Genomic DNA, 17,512 nt, shown 5'->3' with positions numbered 1-17,512 from the left:
CTCTTAACCATGATACCAGTGGCGGTTCGCATTGGCGATAACACCGGATCGGCTGTTCCGGCGGCCGCGAGAGATACTGCGTCAGCGGGACCGGGGATATGGCAATGGACGGTCTGATGGCGTTTGCTCCTGAAGGCCACAACAATCGACGCGCTCCATCGTGCAGATCGATCTGGAAGTAAGTTGAAATTACATTTCATAAAGAGCCTTCTATGAAACTCCATGTCTTAATCCCGGAAGGTCCTAAAATGGCACATTTGAGAAGGTAGCCGAAGGACAGCTAACTCAGCCGAAGCAGACGTTCGCGAACAGTCGGGGATCGGCAGAAATGACCGTTTGCAGCCCTTCGAAATTCCCACGGCGAACATTGGCGCCTGATCGCTGCGGTGGAGAACACGAGCAGCAGCATCCGCCCTCAGTGCGCTGTGAATACATTCGGCATTATCGCCCCCCGCAAGCGTGCGTACTCCGCGACGCAAAGCGTCAGATGGTACAAGAGGCGCGTTGGAACGTTTCGCGAGAGCGGCTCGCCTTGGCTCGAAACATGATTGATCCAGAGCGGCCCGGATGAAGGGAAATGCGTCCTCATCATGGCCACGAGGAAAGCGTCGGCCTCGGCCGGATCCGCGTTGAGGAACTCCGTTCGGGCGATGGCTGCCTTGACGGCCTCCGTCTGCGGCCAGAGAAGCCGTCCGGACTCCAGCGTGGCACCGTGTGGGTCGATGGCTTCGACCACGAGGCCCTCACGGTCGACACCGTGCCGACGGGCTGTCTCGTAGAGACGCTCGGCCATGCCGGTCACGTCTTCCTCGTTGATCAGGCGACGGTAATGGTAGAGGAGCCAAACCCATTCGAAATGGTGCCCCGGTTCGCGTATCTGTCCCGCCTGGTCCGGAACTGGTGAGAGGTCAGGGCCAAGGAACTCGCGCAATGTGCCCGTCGGCGCGTCGAAGAATCGCTCCCTGAACAGGCTCAGGATTTCCCTCACCGGCACGATCCAGGCTTCATCTTCCGTTACCTCGTACCAGGCGAGCATCGCCTCGAGGAGGTGCATATGCGGGTTCTGCCGGCGTGGCGCCTGCTCAATGTTGGCCTCTTGCCAGCCACCGTAAACCGGGTCTTTCAGGTTAAGATCGAGGGCAGCCATAGCGGCGTGTGCCATCCGAAGAGCGGCGGGATCATGGCTCGCGCGGTACCACCAGGCCAAGCTGAAGAGCACGAAGGCCTGATCGTAGAAGTCGACGAGATCCGCCTGCGATGTACCCTCGCCAAGGCTTGCCATTGCGGCGAACGCCCCATCGGGACGTCGGAGCCGCCTCGTCATAAAGTCCAGTGCCCGTTCGGCAGCGGTGAAGGCCCAACTCTCGCTCGAGAGGCAGTAGGCATGACTGAAGGTATAGAGCATCCGGGTCTGGACGAGGCAGAGCCGACTCTCCTCGGCGACCGGATGCCCTTCCGGCGTCAACTCAGTAAAGTAACCGCCATGCTGCGGATCGAACGCGCGCTCGGCCCAGAACGGCAGGACTTGGGTAAGGAGAATTGAGAGGGGGCTCACCATGACCTGGAACTTATGATTACGGAGGCACGCGGCTCCGTCGTCTGTGGGCACCCACCCTCAAGCGAATGTCCTCCGCGATCCGACAGCCGATGCCTCTGATCAACCTATCTGGTGCTAAACGGGCTGCGACATCGCCTTACCGTCTTGGCGCGACTTGGCGCAGCCTCTGCTTCGCGGCTCTCTTGACCTGCCTCGGCGAGCACGTGGTCTCGCGCCTGACGAGTTCGGTCGGCACGATGACGGTTCGGGGCGGTGCATCGGGATTCGCGATGCGATGCAGCAACAGGTCGACCGCGGCCTTTCCGATTTCCGGCCGCGACATCGCAACGGTGGTCAGCGACGGGCGCCAGAGCGTGGCCTCGGCGATGTCGTCGAAGCCAACGACAGAGAAGTCCTTCCCGGGCGTCAACTCGCGCGAACGCAGCCCGAGCATGACGCCGAAGGCCATCACATCGTTGAAGCAGACCACTGCCGTCGGCGGCTCTGGCAAGTCGAGAAGCGACAGCACCTGGGCCATCCCCACATCGCGCGTTGCAGGTCCCGACAGCACGAGACGCGGCTCGAGCTGGATGCCGTTGTCGCTGAGCGCCTGCCGGTAGCCCACGAAGCGGTCGCGACCCGTCGAGATCTTCTCGTTGAGGCCAATGAATCCGATCCGCTCGTGACCGAGCCCGATGAGGTGCTCCACGGCCTTGATCATCCCGCCACGGTGGTCACCCTGAACTAGGTCGACCTCCGCGCCTGGCACCGCGCGGGATACCAGCACGCATGGCAGGCGCTGCGACCGCAACTGGTCGATCAGGCTTGCGTCGGTCCCGACCGCCGGCACCATCAGCAGACCGTCGACATTGTACTCGCGCACGGTCTCGACGAACGCGCTCTGCCGAGCCACCGACTCGGCTGTGTTCGACATCAGCACGATGCGGTTCTCGACCGTCAGCGCATCCTCCATGGCGGCGACGACCTCGGCGAAGTACGGATTGGTCAGGTCGTTGACCGCCATGGCGATCAGTTGCGTGTGCGGGGAGCGCAGGCTCGCCGCACCGCGGTTGTAAACGTAGCCAAGCTTCTTTGCGGCACTCAGGACCCGTTCGCGGGTGCGTTCGGGAATGCTCGGGCTGTTGCGCAAGACAAGGGATACCGTTGCCTTCGACACGCCACTGGCCTTGGCGATGTCCACCAGGGTCGGCCGGGGTCCGATTTTCACGGTTTTTGCTGCACTCACGGCCCGGGCACCCTCCAGGAAACCTGGCTCATCCATGTCATTCCCCTTCGTCGGGCGTCAAGAGGCCTGTGCTAAGCGAGTCCATGCAGGGCCAGGACCGTGCGCATGCGCGACGCCGCACGGCCCGGGTCGGCGAACAGGCCGATCGAGGCCGCGTGCCGGAAGACCCGCGACAGGTGCAGGATCGAGCGTGCGCCCTGCTGGGCCCCGAGCATCGTGAAGTGATCCTGATGCCCGCTGAGATAGGCCAGGAAGACGACTCCCGTCTTGTAATACTGTGTCGGCGCCCGGAACAGCTCCCGCGACAGTTCCACCGTGGGATCGAGGATGGCCCTGAAGGCCTCTCGTCCGGACGCTTCTCCCTGTTCCGTGAGGGCACGGAGTGCCGCCGAGGCGGCCGGGGCGATGGGGTCGAAGATGCCGAGAAGTGCATGGCTGAAGCCAGTCTCGTCCCCGGCGATCATTTCCGGATAGTTGAAGTCGTCACCCGTATACATCTTCACGCTTGCCGGAAGGCGGCGGCGCATGGCGATCTCGTACCGTGCCTCGAGAAGAGAGATCTTGATGCCGTCGACCTTGTCGACATTGTCCTCGATCATCCCGAGGCAGACGTCCATCGCCTCGTCGACGCCATTCTGTCCCCAGTAGCCGGCAAGCGCCGGATCGAACATGTCGCCGAGCCAGTGCAGGATGACGGGCTGGTCGGCCTCGGCGAGCACGCGTTGATAGACCGATGCGTAGTCCTCCGGGCCCTTGGCGGCCCGCACCAAGGCGCGACTCGCCATGAGGATGACCCGGCCACCGATCCCCTGCACGAACGAGAGCTGCTCCAGGTACGCTCGGACCACGTCGTCCAACGTCGCGTTGGCGGAATCGAGATGGTCCGTACCGACGCCGGAGAATACGACGGCCCCGGGACGCGACCGTGCCGCCTCGACCGTATTCCGGATCAGGACCTGGGCGGAGGCCCAGTTCAATCCCATGCCGCGCTGGGCGGTGTCCATTGCCTCCGCGACACCGAGCCCGAGGTCCCAGAGGTGATCGCGGAAGCGCTGCGTGGCGTCGAAGTCGATAGCGACGTCCCGCATCGGCGAGATGTCGGCCAGCGGGTTGGACACGACGTGTCCGGCCGAGAGGGCCACCCGCGCCAGGGGCTGCCCGGCCTTCGCCGGACGCCATGAGGCTGCCTTCGGCATCGTGAATTCCTCGAGACGTCCGTCGTCGTTCGGCAAGCGGATCGATGATGTCATGTGTTCTCTCCCTGGTTGGATTGACGGCGGCGCATCAGGAGGGACGTATCCCCATCCTGCACGATCGTTCCGTCTTGTTTGGTGACCTCGAAGGCCAAGGTGAGGATGGCCTGCTCCTTACGCGACAAGCGTGTGCCGGCGACGCGCACTTTCGCGCCGATCCGATCCCCGGCGAGGATCGGGGCGCGGAACCTCCAGTTCCAGCCCAGCGACGCGATGGCCATGAGCCGGACCGAGGATCGGTTCTTCAGCCCGTCGACCAGGGCAAGCCCCAGGAGCCCATGCGCTAGGCGGGCGGGAAAGCCTTGGGCGCGCGCGAACTCGTCGTCCATGTGGACGTCGAAGAAGTCACCGGACAGGCCAGCGAAGCCGACGATGTGGGCGTCGGTCACGACGATGCGCCCCGTCTCGTAGCGGTCGCCCTCGCGCAGGTCCTCGAACCAGTATTCGCCCGGTGCGAGCGGCTGCCCCGACGCCGTCATCAGAGCCTCCTCACGGCCATGCCGCCGTCCACCCGCACGACCTCGCCGGTCGAGTAGGCAAGCTGGCCTGATGCCAGCATCGCCACGGCCCTGCCGATGTCCCCCGGCTCACCCCAGCGCCGGATCGGGATCAGGCCCTCACCGATGAGGCGGTCGTACTTCTCCGTGGCGACCGCCGTCATCTGGGTGCGGATGACGCCGGGGCGGATCTCGTAGGAGCCGATGCCGTGGTCGGCCAGGCGCAGGGCGTAGAGCTGCGCCATCATCGAGAGGCCCGTCTTGGAGATGCAGTAATCCGCCCGGTCGAGCGAGGCGAACTCGGCGTTAAGCGACGAGATCGTGACGACGCTGCGGAACGACGGGGAGGGCGCATCGATCATGCGTCGCGCGACCTCCTGGGTCAGGAAGAAGGGTCCCTTGAGGTTGATCGCCATGAGGCGGTCGTAGCTTTCGGGGGTCACGTTCAGGATGTCGTCACGCACCTTGACCGAAACGCCGGCGTTGTTGACGAGACAGTCGATGCCGCCGAAGGCGTCCCAGGCGGCGTCGACCGCGCGCGCATGGCCCTGCACGTCCGACACATCGAAGGGCAGGGCTTGGGCCTCGCCGCCGCGCTGCGCGATCCCGGCCACCGTCTCGCCGAGATCGTCCGAGCCCGGCAGGTCGTTGACGACCACCCGGAATCCGGCATCGGACAGGGCGAACGCGATGGCGCGCCCGATGCCCCGCCCCGCGCCCGTCACCAGTGCCGTCGACTTTCCTTTGCTCATTGAAGCCTCCCTGGGCCAGCCCCGTATCGGGGGTTCGATAATTTCCGCTTGCCAAAGCCGCTCTGCACGTTTACTAGATCGGTCTACTAGATCGGTCTAGTGGATCGATCTAGTGAAGTCAAGCCAGAAGGCACCCTGCTCAACCGAGGGGCATCACAGGAGGAAAGCCGATGAATTATTCGATCAGCCGTCGCACGTTCGTCACCGGTATGGGAGCCATGGGCCTCGCGGCCACGGGCGTCCGGGCCCAGGGTCTCGGCCCGATGCCGTCATCCCCCGTCGCGCTCAACGTCATCGACGTCGCCGGCAACCTCGCGCTCAGCCAGAAGTCGATTGATGCCTACAAGCAGCTGAACCCGAAGGCCGTCTCCCGGATCACCTACACCAAGGCACCCGCACCCGAGCTCGCCAGCAAGCTCAAGGCCCAGCAGTCCGCCGGCCGCGTCGACATCGACATCGTCCTGACCGGAACCGATGCTTTGTTCGCAGGCATCGAGCAGCAGCTCTTCCAGGAACTCCTGCCGCAGTTCTCCGGTGTCCTGCCTAAGCCCGAGGACATCTTCGATGGCGGCGCACTCAAGATGCAGGCCCTTGCCAAGGGCTACGGCCTGGAGATCGCCTACTCCCCGTCGGGACCGCTGTTCGAGTACCGTCCGGACCGCGTGAAGAACGTGCCAAAGACCGCCGAGGACCTCCTGGCCTACACGCGCGAGAACAAGGGGCGGTTCCTGTACGCACGCCCAGCCAATTCCGGTCCCGGCCGCACCTTCCTGATGGGACTTCCCTACCTGCTGAAGGATCAGGATCCGACGGATCCGCAGAAGGGCTGGGACAAGACCTGGGCCTACCTGAAGGCGCTCGGCGAGAACATCGAGTATTACCCTTCCGGGACCGGGCAGACGATGAAGGAGATCGGCGACGGCTCCCGCGACATGATCGTCTCGACGGTCGGCTGGTACATCAACCCGCGTGCATTGGGCATCGTACCCAAGGAGGTCGGCCTGTTTGCCCTGGAAGGATTCCACTGGGTGTCCGACGCGCAGTACTTTGCGGTGCCGAAGGGCGTCGCGCCGGAGAAGATGCCCGTCGTCATCGACCTGCTCAAGCACATGCTCAAGCCCGAGCAGCAGGCATACTTCTACGACGAGGGCTACTTCTATCCGGGTCCTTCGGTGAAGGCCGCAACCCTCGCCATGGCGCCGAAGGAAAGCCAGGACGTCATCAAGGAATACGGCTGGCCGGACTACGACCGCCTCATCGGCTCGGCGCCTGTCGAGCTGCAACTCCAGCCGGAGCAGCTCGTCGTCGCCTTCCGTCGGTGGGACGAGGAGGTCGGCGGGGCCAAGCGCAAGTAAGTCGGCGGGGAGCCGCAATCAGGCAGCCTGCCTCGTTCAGGCTGCCGCCCATTCATCCCGTGATCGTCGACTGAAGCCAGCGCGCTTGGTCGAGACATAGAGGAGTCAGTTCATGACCATCGCACTTCAACACTTCAACGAGCTTCGGCTCGACCAGGTTCGTCGCGAGTTTGGCAGCCTGAACGCACTCAAGAATGTCACCCTGACCGTCAAGCGCGGCGAGTTCATCGCGTTGCTCGGCCCTTCCGGCTGCGGCAAGTCGACGACGCTGAACTGCATCGCGGGCCTCCTGCCTGTTACCGGCGGCGGCATCTGGCTCGACAAGCGGCGCATCGACACGCTTCGGCCGGAAGAGCGTGGCTTCGGCATGGTGTTCCAGAACTACGCGCTGTTCCCGCACCTGACCGTGCGCCAGAACATCGGCTTCGGCCTCAAGATGCGGGGCACCGCCAAGGCCGAGATGGAGCGCAAGATCGAGGAGGCGCTCAACCTCGTCCGTCTTCAGGGACAGGGCCACAAGCTGCCGGGCCAATTGTCAGGCGGCCAGCAGCAGCGCGTGGCGATCGCCCGCGCCATCGTCATCGAGCCGCCGCTCGTGCTCATGGACGAGCCCCTGTCCAATCTCGACGCCAAGCTCAGACTCGAGATGCGGGCCGAGATCCGGCGCATCCACAACACGCTGGGCGCCACCACGATCTACGTCACGCACGATCAGGACGAGGCGCTGTCGCTCGCCGACCGGATCGTCGTGCTGAAGGACGGCGTCATCCGCCAGGTCGGGACCCCGACCGAGCTGTACGAGGCGCCCGAGCATGTCGACGTCGCCGACTTCATGGGCTTCCGCAACCGCATCAAGGGGCAGGTGGTCCGCCAGAACGGCCGGCAGGCGACGATCGCAGTCGGCGGCAGCGAACTGACGGGCCTGATGCGCCACAGGGTGCAGGACGGCTCGGCCGCGTATGCCGCGATCCGGGCCGACGACCTGGTCGCGGGCGAGGCCGGCCCCAATGCGCTCGCGGCGCAGATCGAGACGATCGAGTACCGCGGCCGCGAGTTCGTCGGGACGGCGCGCACGCGTGACGGCATCGATCTCGTGTTCCGGTCCGACCATCCGGTCGAGCTCGGCTCCAACGTCCATCTCAGGGCGAGCGCGGACCGCGTGCTCGTCTTCGGCGGGGAGGCGTGACATGACCACGATCGCCACACCGTCCCTCGCGGACGCGGTCGAGCAGGGGCCGAACCTGAGGCAGCGCCTGGCGGCGCGCGGCTACGATGCCGTCACGCTCCTCGCGATCCCATCGCTGCTCTTCCTCGTCCTCCTCTTCATCTATCCCTTCACGTACGGCCTCATCCTGTCGTTCGAGCCGAAGGCCGGCGGGGTCCTGTCCAACTACCAGCGCTTCTTCTCGGACCCCTATCTCTATCAGACGATCTGGAAGACGCTGCTCCTGTCGATACCGGTCACGCTGCTCAATCTCGCGATGGCCTTGCCGATCGCGTTCCGGGTGCGCCTGATGTGGCGTCAGCGCCTGCTGACCACGATCCTGGTCATCCCGATCACGCTCGGCACCGTCCTGATCGCCCAGGGACTGCTCAACTACCTCGGTCCGCAGGGATGGTTCAACCGCACCCTGCTGGCGATCGGCCTCATCGATGAGCCCCTGCGGCTCGTGCACAACTACTGGGGCGTCTTCGCGTCGCTCGTCATCAACGGCTTCCCGTTCACCTTCCTGCTCGTCCTCTCCTACGTCACCGGCATCGATCCGGCCCTGGAGCAGGCCGCGGCGACGTTAGGGGCCAGTGCGCGGCAGCGGTTCGCTCACGTCTACCTGCCGCTGCTCATGCCGGGGCTCGCCATCACGTTCTGCCTGAGTTTCGTGCAGGCCTTCTCGGTGTTTCCGTCCGCGGTGCTGCTCGGCGAGCCGGCCGGGGAGACCCGGGTGATTTCCATCGCCGCCTACCAGGCTGCCTTCGAGGAATACGACTACTCCATGGCCTCGGCCATCGCGATGATCATGGGCTTCGTCCAGCTTGCCATCGTGGTAGCGCTCCTTGCCTCACGTGGCCTGTTCTACCGCGGCCCCGCCAGCGGCGCGAAAGGATAAGACGATGATCCGTGATACCTCCCTCTCATCGAAGCTCTGGATCTATGCCGTCTGGGCGGTGGTCGGCTTCTTCGTCCTCAACCTCCTGGCCATGATCGCCTCCGTCGTGACGAGCTCGTTCGCCACGCGGTGGCTGGGCACCTGGTTCCCGACGGGCCTCACCACCCGCTGGTACTCGTCGGCCTGGAGCGAGTTCCAGCTCGGGGACGTCCTGCTCGTGACCTTCCAGGTCGTCGGGATGGTCGTCCTGATCTCGGGCCTCATCGGCGTCACCGGGGCCTATGCCCTCGCGCGCCGGGAGTTCGCCGGCAAGAAGCTGATCATGCTGGTCATGATCCTGCCGCTGATCATCCCGCCGATCACCTTCGGCATTCCGCTTGCGACGGTGCTCTACCAGACGGGCCTGGCCGGGACCTTCTGGGGCGTGGTAGCCGCGAACCTGGTGCCGACGGTGCCGTTCGTCATCCTCGTGATGATCCCGTTCATCGAGCAGATCGATCCGAAGATCGAGGCGGCGGCGCGCGTGTTCGGCGCCAACACCTTCAAGCTCTTCGTCCATGTCCTGATGCCCCTGCTGCTGCCGGGCATCCTCGCGGCGCTGCTGCTCGTCCTCGTGCGCACCATCGCGATGTTCGAACTGACCTTCCTCGTCGCCGGGCCGACCAGCCAGACGCTCGTGGTGGCCCTGTACTACGCGGTGTTCGCCTCCGGCGTCCGCGCCGTCCAGTCGATTGATGCCATGGCCGTCGTCTACATGGTTACGACACTCATCTGGCTCGTCATCGCCCTCAAGTTCGTCAACCCAACCCAGATCGTCACCCGTGCCAAGCAGCAGCCGGCGCACTGACGCCGGACGCATCCAGGGAAAAGGAAATCTATCATGCGCAACAAGATCATCTCGGCGGCGGATGCCGCAAAACTCATCCCCGACGATGCCGTCATCTGCATCGGTTCGTCGGCCGGCCTCAACTGCCCCGATCACATGCTGGCCGCGATCGGGGAGCGCTTCCGCCAGGAAGCCCACCCGCGCAACCTCACGGTGTTCTCGCCGATCGCCGCGGGCGACATGTACGGGATCAAGGGCATCGACCACCTTGCACAGGAAGGTCTCATCTCGACGATCCTCGCAGGCTCCTATCCCAGCGGGCCGTCGTCCCTCCCGTCGCCGGCCATCTGGGAGATGATCGGCCGCAACGAGATCGCCGCCTACAACCTGCCTTCCGGCGTCATGTACGACATGGCTCGTGACGCCGCGGCCAAGCGGGCAGGCGTCCTGACCAAGGTCGGCCTCGACACGTTCGTCGACCCCCGCCTGAATGGGGGCAAGATGAACGATGCCGCGGCGGCGCGCGGCGACGTCGTCCACCTGGTGGAGTTCGGTGGCGAGAGCTGGCTACATTTCCCCAACCACTTCCCGCACGTCGCCATCGTCCGCGGCACCACCGCCGACGAGCGCGGCAACATCTCGATGGAGCAGGAAGGAGCCGTGCTCGGCATGGTTGATCTCGCCCTGGCGGCGCGCAACTCCGGCGGTATCGTGATCTGCCAGGTCAAGCGCACCACGTCAGCAGGCTCAATCCCCACGCAACGGGTCCACATTCCGTCGACGCTGGTCGACTATGTCGTCGTCGATCCGGAGCAGGCCCAGGCGACCGAGATCCTGTATGACCCGGCCATCAGCGGAGAGACACGGCGACCGCTCAACTCCTTCGCGGCGGAACCCTGGAGTGTGGACAAGGTCATAGCACGCCGCGCCGCCATGGAACTCGCCGATGACAGCGCGGTCAATCTCGGCTTCGGCATCTCGGCGCTGGTTCCCACCATCCTCATCGAGGAGGGACAGGCCGAAGCAGTGACCTGGGTGATCGAGCAGGGTCCTGTCGGCGGCGTGCCCCTGACCGGCTTCGCGTTCGGGTGCGCTGCCAATGCCCAGGCGATCTTCCCGACCCCGCAGCAGTTCACGTACTTCCAGGGCGGCGGCTTCGATTGCTCACTCCTGTCGTTCCTCGAGGTCGACGCCTTCGGGAACGTCAACGTGTCCAAGCTTGCCGCGCGCCCATACCTGACGGCCGGCTGCGGTGGCTTCGTCGACATCACCGCCAATGCCCGCAAGGTCGTCTTCAGCGGCTACTTCACGGCCGGCGGGCTGAAGGTCTCCGCCACCGGCGGCAAGCTCCGGATCGAACAGGAGGGCAAGATCTCCAAGTTCGTGCCCGAGGTCAGCCATGTCACGTTCAGCGGTCGCAGAGCCTTGGAAGTCGGCACCGACATCACCTATGTGACCGAACGCTGCGTCCTCAAGCTGACGCCGGCTGGACTGACGGTCGTGGAGCTTGCCCCGGGAGTCGATCTCGAGCGCGACGTCCTGGCTAGGGCCGGCATTCCTCTCGCTGTTGCTGCCGACCTGAAGCCGATGGACGAGCGCCTGTTCCACCCGGAACCGATCGGGCTCGACCTCAAGCCGCGCAAGGGCGTGTCCCGCGATGACGCGCGCCGCGCAGCGTAAGGAGGGCGAAATGTCGGATACCATCATCGCCAACCCCGTCTTCGAAGCGAGCATTGCCGCCCCCGGCGTCCTGCTCGTCCGCATCGTGTCGCAGCCGTTCGGGGTCTTCACGATCGAGGCCCGCCGCCAACTGGCCGCGTTCCTCGAGCGTGCGCATGCCGATCACGGCGCCCGCTGCATCGTCCTGACAGGGACGGGTCCGTCTTTCTCGGCCGGCTCCAACATCCGCGAGTTCGAGGTAACGGAGGAATGGATCGAGACCGCGCGTCGGGCCGAGACGCACCTCAACGAGACGATCGAGCGCGGACCCGTTCCCGTGATCGCCGCCTGCAACGGGCACACCCTTGGGGGAGGGGCCGTCATGGCCCTCGCCTGTGACGTGCGCATCGCCGGCCGGAGTGCGACCTTCGGTCTGCCCGAGGTCCGCCTCGGCGCGATGGCCACGGCAACCGGCACGATGCGCCTGCCGCTCCTCGTCGGGCGCGGGCACGCGCTCCGGCTGATGCTGACGGGCCAGAGGATCGATGCGGAAGAGGCGTATCGCATCGGCATCTTCGAGGAACTCGTCGACGACGATCAACTGCTGCCCCGGGCGATCGAGATGGCAACCCAGATTGCCTCCATGTCCCCGAAGGCGGTGCACGCGACGCGTCGTTGCGTCTCGACGGGCCTGCGCCTCGGCTACGACGCGGGACTCGCCATGGAGTCGGAGATCACGGTTCCGCTCGGCCTGTCCGATGACGCCGTCGAAGGCAAGGCAGCCTTCGTCGAGAAGAGGGCGCCCCGGTTCAAGTGAGCCGACCGTCATGTTTCCATGCCCGGTGGATCGCCGCCGGGCATCCAACCTTCAATCTCGGGAGTTTCCCATGGGCGTTCCGGAATTCACGACGCTTCCGCTTTCCCGCTGCTCCATCAACACCGCGACCCTCGGACACCGCTCGCCGATTGGTGAGGTCATCGAGCGGATCGCGCGGCATGGCTTCGGCGCCATTTCCCCGTGGCGCCGCGATCTCGAGGGACATGATGTCAACGCCGTCGCCCGCCAGATCCGTGATGCCGGGCTGTCTCTCAGCGGGTATTGCCGCGGCACCTACTTCCCCGGGGCGACGCGTGCGGACTTCGAGGCGCATGTCGACGACAATCGCCGTGCCCTCGACGACGCCGCTGCCCTCGGGGCACCGTGCTTTGTCCTCGTGGTGGGAAGCCTGCCCGAGGGACGGAAGGATCTCGGCGATGCACGTGCCCAGGTGGCCGAGGGCATCTCGTTGCTCCTGGAAAAGGCCCGGAGCGTCGGCGTCACCCTCGCGGTCGAGCCGCTGCATCCGATGTACGCCGGGGATCGGTCGTGCGTCACCAGCTTAGGGGAAGCGCTGGCGCTTTGCGAAGCCCTGGATCCGGACCGCTTGGGCGGGATCGGCACGGCGATTGACGTCTACCATGTCTGGTGGGACTGGCGCCTGGAAGCCGACATTGCGGCGGCAGGCAAAGCCGGGCGCATCTCCGCGTTCCACGTCTGCGACTGGCTGGTGCCGACGACCGATCTGCTCCTCGACCGCGGCATGACGGGCGACGGCGTCATCGATGTCAAAGGCATCCGCCGCACCATCGAGGCCGCCGGATACGATGGCTTCGTGGAGGTAGAGGTCTTCTCCCGGCGCTGGTGGTCGACGCCCGAGGACGAGGTGTTGCAGGCCTGCGCCAAGGGATTCGCCGGGATCTAGTCCTCGCATGAATCCCTGAACCTAACGAGCATTGGCGTCGCGCCCCGGGAGGTATGACGGTGCAATCCGACGATCGATCCATCCTTCACGCGCTCTTCCAGGCTGCCCTCGACGCGGCACGTCCCGCGGGCAAGTTCGCGGGACGCCTGCCCGAACCGCCGAAGGGACGCACGATCGTGCTCGGCGCCGGCAAGGCGGCGGCGAGCATGGCGCAGGCGTTCGAGAGCGAATGGGAGCAGCCGTTCGAGGGGCTTGTCGTGACCCGCTATGGCCACCGTGCCCCGACGCGACGGATCGAGGTCGTGGAGGCCGCCCATCCGGTCCCCGACGCGGCAGGGGTTGCGGCCGCGCAGCGGATCCTGGACCTGGCTACCGGGGCGGGACCGGACGATCTCGTGGTCTGCCTGATGTCTGGCGGGGCCTCGGCCCTGCTGAGCCTCCCGGCGCCCGGCCTGACACTGGACGACAAGCAGGCCGTCACGAAGGCGCTCCTCCATTCCGGCGCGCCGATCGGCGCCATGAACGAGGTGCGCAAGGCCCTGTCGGCCATCAAGGGCGGTCGCCTTGCCGCAGCCGCGGGTCCGGCAAGGCTGGTGACCTACGTGATCTCGGATGTCCCGGGGGACGATCCCGCCAGCATCGGCTCGGGCCCGACGATCCCCGGGATGTCCAGCCCCGGGGAAGTGCACCGAATCCTTGAGCGATACGGCGTGGCGGTCCCACCCCATGTCGCGTCAGTCATCGAGCGCAATGCCGTCCCGACGGGCGTGGGAGGCGAAGTGCACATGATCGCGACGCCGAAGATATCTCTCGACGCTGCGGCGCACGCCGCACGCCACATGGGGCTCACGCCGCTGATCCTCGGCGATGCCATCGAGGGCGAGGCGCGGGAGGTCGGCACCGTCATGGCGGGGATTGCGCGCTCGGTGGCACGTCATGGCGAACCGGTCCGGTCGCCTTGCGTGCTGTTGTCCGGCGGGGAGACGACGGTGACGGTGCGTGGCAAGGGCCGGGGCGGGCGGAATGCCGAGTTCCTGCTCTCATTGGCGACGGCGTTGCAAGGAGCTCCCGGCATTGCAGGACTGGCGGCAGACACCGACGGCATTGACGGCTCTGAGGACAATGCCGGCGTCTGGTTCGATGACCGGTTCGTCGCCTCGGCAGGCGAGCGCGGCGTCGATCTCGGCGCTGCCCTGACACGGAACGATGCCTATGGCGCCTTCGCGGCCATGGATCGGCTGGTGATGACCGGCCCGACCCTGACAAACGTCAATGATTTCCGTGCGATCCTGATCCGGAACGACCGGATCAGGCCTTAAGATCACAGGCCGGAGACCTGTCGCAGCCCAGATGAGCCAGGGAGCTAGCAACCATGGACTTCTTCGATGATATCCTGAACTGGAAATTGAAGCGGGGCTCCCACACGTTTCCCGGCCGGGATGACGGTACCTGCATCAACGAGGCCGCCATCGTCGCGGCTGGTTTCCCCTATCAGCCCGTGCGCTCGGTCGAGGACATGCCGGCGTGCTTTTCGCGCCCGATCTGCCGGTTGGCAATGCGGCTGAACGACAAGGCCTCGGATCAGGAACGCCAGCACCTGCTGCCGTTTGTCACTCGGCTGGCCTGTGCTGACACGCCAGCGGTAGAGCGGGAACGGGAGGCGTACATCAGGACCCGCCTGCGCTGGCGCCTTCCTTTTCGGGAGGGGATGAAGATCCTTGAGGAGGCCCTGGCGATCGGGCGGCAGGCTGATGAGCTTCCTCCACCGGAGGCGCGGGCGCGCATGAAGGACGTTCAGCAGCAGGCTGCAATATCCACTTCGGTGGACGAGCATCCCCTGTTCGTCGCCAACTACCCATGGCTGGTCAATGTTGCCTAGGTTCTGTGCAACGGTGGAAGCTGGCACTTCTTGGAAGAAACGCTTTGGTCTGATCCTGATGCGGTAAGCTGACCTTCGTTTCATTTCCTGTTCGTTAAAGTTTGACCCACAGCAGACCATCCAGCGGCGAACGGACGTTCGAGGCTGGTCATGCCCACCCTCGGCCCTGCACCTAAGCGCAATGCGGGTTCAGGATGCACGGCTGAGGGGCGTGTGAGTACCCTGTCCGGGGCTACTCGGACCCGCTGTGGCTTCCACTCAAGCCGCGTTGGTTCCGTTGAGCTATCGCGTCACTGGGCAATTGCGGAGTTGTTCAGGAGCCGCACAGCAATCAAGGCGGCGCCGAGTACCACCAGCGCGCTGACGAGGAACACCGTGCCCAAGCCAGCCGCACCCGCGACCGCCCCCAACGCAGGGCTGGCCAAGCCAATCGCCAGGTCGAGGAAGGCAGTGTAGGCGCCCATCGCAAGGGCGCGGCTTTCCGGCGGCGCGCGGCGCACCGCCTCGATGCCGAAGCTGGGATAGACGAGCGACCAGCCAATCCCGCTGAGCACTGCCCCGGCCAGGGCCACCATAGGCCCGGGGGCCAGCCAGATCAGAGCTTGGCCGGCCGCCTCGATCAGCACGCTGGCCAATGCGACCTTGGCGCCGCCGAGCTTGTCCGGCAGATGGCCACCGACCACTCGCGCTACGATGAAGGCACCCGCAAAGGCGCTGAAGGCGAGCCAGACCGGAGCCCACCCCCGGTCGACGAAGCGCAGCGCGATGAACGCGGTGATCGCCCCGAAGCCGACGCTGCTCAGGGCCATGCCGATGCCGGGCACCCAGACGGCACCGATCACCTGGGTGAAGGCGGGGCGGATCTGGGTCGGGGGCACGACGGAGCGCAGCGGCAGCACGAGCAGCAGGGTGGCGAGCGGGATTAGGGTCGTCGCCAGCGCGATCGCCACGAAGCCGTAGCTCGCGTACAGGGCACTGCCGAGCGGAGCGCCCAAGGCGAAGGCGGCCCACATCGCGGTGCCCACCCAGGCGATGACCTTGCCGGCGTGCCGGGCGTCGACTTGCGCCAGAGCCCAGCCGAAGGCTCCGGTGATGATGAAGCTCTCGGCCCCGCCGAGCAGAGCCCGCCCCAGCAGCAGGATGGTCGCCGAGATCGCGGGGGTGCCAATGAAGGAGAGCGAGACGAGATAGAGCAGCCCCGCCGCTGCGCCGCCGAGCAGGCCGGGGACGACCGCGCGTTTGGCGCCGCGGCTGTCGGCGTAGTGGCCCGACCACAGGCGCGAGATGAGCGAGGCGGCGAACTGACTGCCGGTGATGAGCCCGACCACGAAGGTGCTGAGGCCCAATCCCTGGTGCACATGGAGCGGGAGCACCGGCAGCGCGAGGCCTGCGATCAGAAAGCCGAACAGGACGACAGCCATGATCGGCAGCAGGATCACGAGGACAGATGGAGCGGTGGACGCCCGCGACTTAGAGGAAGCAACAAGCATCATGGGCTCTCGCGGAAAGGACGCAGGACTATCTAGCCGATGCCGCGGCATGCGATTAGATGGCATTGTCTGCATGGGCCTATTAGGGGAGCTTATGAATGCCGGGCGAGAGCCTGAACGACCTCTCTGCGTTCCTGGCCGTTGCGCGGGAGCGGAGCTTTACCCGGGCTGCGGCGAAGCTCGGGGTCTCGCAATCGGCGCTGAGCCAGACCATCCGTCAGCTCGAGGAGCGGCTCGGGCTCCGGCTTCTCACCCGCACCACGCGCAGCGTCTCGCCGACGGAAGCAGGAGAGCGCCTCCTCAGGAGCGTCGGGCCGCGGCTGGACGAGATCGAGGCCGAACTCGAATCCTTGAGCGAACTCCGCGAGAAACCCGCTGGGACCATCCGGATCACGGCGACCGACTATGCCATCGATCATGTGCTCTGGCCGAAGCTGGAGAAGTTCCTGCCGCAGTATCCGGACATCAAGGTCGAACTGTGCATCGATTACGGCCTGACGGACATTGCCGCCCAGGCTTTCGATGCCGGCGTTCGTCTCGGTGAGCAGGTCGCGAAGGACATGATCTCGGTGCGCATCGGGCCGGACCTCCGCTTTGCGGTGGTCGCCTCGAAGGCATACTTTGCCAAACATGCCCCACCGGAGACACCGCAGGACCTGATCGATCATACCTGCATCAATCTGCGCCTGCCCACCCATGGCGGGCTATATGCCTGGGAGTTTGAGAAGGACGGCCAGGAGCTGAGGGTGCGGGTGGAAGGCCAGCTCATCTTCAACGGGATCCAGCAGATCCTCACCGCGGCGGTGGCGGGGTTCGGTCTCGCCCACGTGCCGGAAGGCCTGGCGCAGCCTTATCTCGCGAAGGGGCGCCTGACCCGGGTGCTTGCCGATTGGTGTCCAGCTTGGCCGGGCTACCACCTGTACTACCCGAGCCGGCGCCAGGCTTCTCCGGCCTTCGCGCTGCTGGTCGACGCCTTGCGTCATCGAGGGTGAAACATCGGCAGCGTGAGGGCTGAAAGCCTTTGTGGTCCGCAAAGTGTCATGACCGCTATGGCAATCCCGAGACGTAAGCCCGAGGGCAGCATTCCTCGCGGAACCAGACCTCCACCAAGTTCACGAATATCGCTGCCTGACCTGTTTCTGCCATTCAGAAGGGCCGTGATCGACATGGT

Annotated in this window: 16 protein-coding genes; 10 read left to right on the top strand and 6 right to left on the bottom strand. The window is 65.5% G+C overall.

The window, feature by feature from the left end; translation table 11 throughout:
* Positions 1 to 415 precede the first annotated feature (415 nt).
* The 5 genes from NF876_RS02950 to NF876_RS02930 all read right to left on the bottom strand — a co-directional run bounded on the left by NF876_RS02950 (position 416) and on the right by NF876_RS02930 (position 5,285).
* Positions 416 to 1,558, bottom strand: coding sequence for an AGE family epimerase/isomerase (locus NF876_RS02950; protein ID WP_210807337.1), 1,143 nt, complete (start codon positions 1,556 to 1,558; stop codon positions 416 to 418).
* A gap of 136 nt (positions 1,559 to 1,694) precedes the next feature.
* The gene (locus NF876_RS02945; protein WP_210807335.1) at positions 1,695 to 2,819 is read right to left on the bottom strand and encodes a LacI family DNA-binding transcriptional regulator; all 1,125 of its coding nucleotides are present in this window, start codon (positions 2,817 to 2,819) and stop codon (positions 1,695 to 1,697) included.
* Between the two features lie 35 nt (positions 2,820 to 2,854).
* Complete coding sequence (locus tag NF876_RS02940; protein WP_210807333.1) at positions 2,855 to 4,033, bottom strand: dihydrodipicolinate synthase family protein; 1,179 nt, start codon at positions 4,031 to 4,033, stop codon at positions 2,855 to 2,857.
* Complete coding sequence (locus tag NF876_RS02935; protein WP_210807331.1) at positions 4,030 to 4,515, bottom strand: MaoC family dehydratase; 486 nt, start codon at positions 4,513 to 4,515, stop codon at positions 4,030 to 4,032. Before NF876_RS02935 ends, NF876_RS02940 begins: the two co-directional genes overlap by 4 nt.
* A complete protein-coding gene (locus NF876_RS02930) occupies positions 4,515 to 5,285 on the bottom strand; it encodes a 3-ketoacyl-ACP reductase (RefSeq protein ID WP_210807329.1) in 771 nt (256 codons plus the stop codon). Before NF876_RS02930 ends, NF876_RS02935 begins: the two co-directional genes overlap by 1 nt.
* 170 nt (positions 5,286 to 5,455) lie before the next feature.
* On the opposite strand from NF876_RS02930, the gene NF876_RS02925 reads away from it, so the two are divergent.
* The 9 genes from NF876_RS02925 (at position 5,456) to NF876_RS02885 (ending at position 14,851) form a co-directional block, all read left to right on the top strand.
* Positions 5,456 to 6,640: an ABC transporter substrate-binding protein gene (locus NF876_RS02925; RefSeq protein ID WP_210807327.1), complete on the top strand. Its 1,185-nt coding sequence runs from the start codon at positions 5,456 to 5,458 to the stop codon at positions 6,638 to 6,640.
* Positions 6,641 to 6,752: 112 nt separating this feature from the next.
* On the top strand, positions 6,753 to 7,826 hold the full coding sequence (locus tag NF876_RS02920) for an ABC transporter ATP-binding protein (protein WP_210807326.1): 1,074 nt from the start codon (positions 6,753 to 6,755) through the stop codon (positions 7,824 to 7,826).
* A gap of 1 nt (position 7,827) precedes the next feature.
* Positions 7,828 to 8,745 carry an ABC transporter permease gene (locus tag NF876_RS02915; protein ID WP_210807324.1) on the top strand — a complete coding sequence of 306 codons (918 nt, stop codon included), beginning with the start codon at positions 7,828 to 7,830 and terminating at the stop codon, positions 8,743 to 8,745.
* 4 nt (positions 8,746 to 8,749) lie between these two features.
* Positions 8,750 to 9,592, top strand: a complete 843-nt coding sequence (locus NF876_RS02910) for an ABC transporter permease (protein ID WP_210807322.1) — start codon at positions 8,750 to 8,752, stop codon at positions 9,590 to 9,592.
* A gap of 33 nt (positions 9,593 to 9,625) precedes the next feature.
* Complete coding sequence (locus NF876_RS02905; RefSeq protein ID WP_210807320.1) at positions 9,626 to 11,251, top strand: acyl CoA:acetate/3-ketoacid CoA transferase; 1,626 nt, start codon at positions 9,626 to 9,628, stop codon at positions 11,249 to 11,251.
* 10 nt (positions 11,252 to 11,261) lie between these two features.
* Positions 11,262 to 12,047 carry an enoyl-CoA hydratase/isomerase family protein gene (locus tag NF876_RS02900; protein ID WP_210807318.1) on the top strand — a complete coding sequence of 262 codons (786 nt, stop codon included), beginning with the start codon at positions 11,262 to 11,264 and terminating at the stop codon, positions 12,045 to 12,047.
* A 70-nt stretch (positions 12,048 to 12,117) separates the two neighbouring features.
* The gene (locus NF876_RS02895) at positions 12,118 to 12,972 is read left to right on the top strand and encodes a sugar phosphate isomerase/epimerase family protein (protein ID WP_210807316.1); all 855 of its coding nucleotides are present in this window, start codon (positions 12,118 to 12,120) and stop codon (positions 12,970 to 12,972) included.
* Between the two features lie 53 nt (positions 12,973 to 13,025).
* Positions 13,026 to 14,291 (top strand): glycerate kinase type-2 family protein, encoded by a 1,266-nt coding sequence (locus NF876_RS02890; RefSeq protein ID WP_210807315.1) that lies wholly within the window; start codon positions 13,026 to 13,028, stop codon positions 14,289 to 14,291.
* A 53-nt stretch (positions 14,292 to 14,344) separates the two neighbouring features.
* Entirely contained in the window at positions 14,345 to 14,851 is a 507-nt protein-coding gene (locus tag NF876_RS02885) for a hypothetical protein (protein WP_210807312.1), read from the top strand.
* A gap of 290 nt (positions 14,852 to 15,141) precedes the next feature.
* Here the strand turns inward: NF876_RS02885 and NF876_RS02880 are convergent, their stop codons facing one another.
* Positions 15,142 to 16,341, bottom strand: a complete 1,200-nt coding sequence (locus NF876_RS02880) for an arabinose transporter (RefSeq protein WP_210807347.1) — start codon at positions 16,339 to 16,341, stop codon at positions 15,142 to 15,144.
* Between the two features lie 98 nt (positions 16,342 to 16,439).
* Here NF876_RS02880 and NF876_RS02875 point away from each other — a divergent pair, with 98 nt between their 5' ends.
* The gene (locus NF876_RS02875) at positions 16,440 to 17,333 is read left to right on the top strand and encodes a LysR family transcriptional regulator (RefSeq protein WP_210807310.1); all 894 of its coding nucleotides are present in this window, start codon (positions 16,440 to 16,442) and stop codon (positions 17,331 to 17,333) included.
* The last annotated feature ends 179 nt before the right edge of the window (positions 17,334 to 17,512 follow it).

The sequence above is a fragment of the Microvirga yunnanensis genome (assembly GCF_025460875.1).
The sequence above is the reverse complement of the archived record's forward strand: the minus strand, read 5'-3'. Positions and strand labels throughout refer to the sequence as shown.

Bases quoted from the DNA above. Each gene is read 5' to 3' on its own strand.
- NF876_RS02950 (WP_210807337.1), bottom strand. From the start codon at position 1,558: ATGGTGAGCCCCCTCTCAATTCTCCTTACCCAAGTCCTGCCGTTCTGG.
- NF876_RS02945 (WP_210807335.1), bottom strand. From the start codon at position 2,819: ATGGATGAGCCAGGTTTCCTGGAGGGTGCCCGGGCCGTGAGTGCAGCA.
- NF876_RS02940 (WP_210807333.1), bottom strand. From the start codon at position 4,033: ATGACATCATCGATCCGCTTGCCGAACGACGACGGACGTCTCGAGGAA.
- NF876_RS02935 (WP_210807331.1), bottom strand. From the start codon at position 4,515: ATGACGGCGTCGGGGCAGCCGCTCGCACCGGGCGAATACTGGTTCGAG.
- NF876_RS02930 (WP_210807329.1), bottom strand. From the start codon at position 5,285: ATGAGCAAAGGAAAGTCGACGGCACTGGTGACGGGCGCGGGGCGGGGC.
- NF876_RS02925 (WP_210807327.1), top strand. From the start codon at position 5,456: ATGAATTATTCGATCAGCCGTCGCACGTTCGTCACCGGTATGGGAGCC.
- NF876_RS02920 (WP_210807326.1), top strand. From the start codon at position 6,753: ATGACCATCGCACTTCAACACTTCAACGAGCTTCGGCTCGACCAGGTT.
- NF876_RS02915 (WP_210807324.1), top strand. From the start codon at position 7,828: ATGACCACGATCGCCACACCGTCCCTCGCGGACGCGGTCGAGCAGGGG.
- NF876_RS02910 (WP_210807322.1), top strand. From the start codon at position 8,750: ATGATCCGTGATACCTCCCTCTCATCGAAGCTCTGGATCTATGCCGTC.
- NF876_RS02905 (WP_210807320.1), top strand. From the start codon at position 9,626: ATGCGCAACAAGATCATCTCGGCGGCGGATGCCGCAAAACTCATCCCC.
- NF876_RS02900 (WP_210807318.1), top strand. From the start codon at position 11,262: ATGTCGGATACCATCATCGCCAACCCCGTCTTCGAAGCGAGCATTGCC.
- NF876_RS02895 (WP_210807316.1), top strand. From the start codon at position 12,118: ATGGGCGTTCCGGAATTCACGACGCTTCCGCTTTCCCGCTGCTCCATC.
- NF876_RS02890 (WP_210807315.1), top strand. From the start codon at position 13,026: ATGACGGTGCAATCCGACGATCGATCCATCCTTCACGCGCTCTTCCAG.
- NF876_RS02885 (WP_210807312.1), top strand. From the start codon at position 14,345: ATGGACTTCTTCGATGATATCCTGAACTGGAAATTGAAGCGGGGCTCC.
- NF876_RS02880 (WP_210807347.1), bottom strand. From the start codon at position 16,341: ATGCTTGTTGCTTCCTCTAAGTCGCGGGCGTCCACCGCTCCATCTGTC.
- NF876_RS02875 (WP_210807310.1), top strand. From the start codon at position 16,440: ATGCCGGGCGAGAGCCTGAACGACCTCTCTGCGTTCCTGGCCGTTGCG.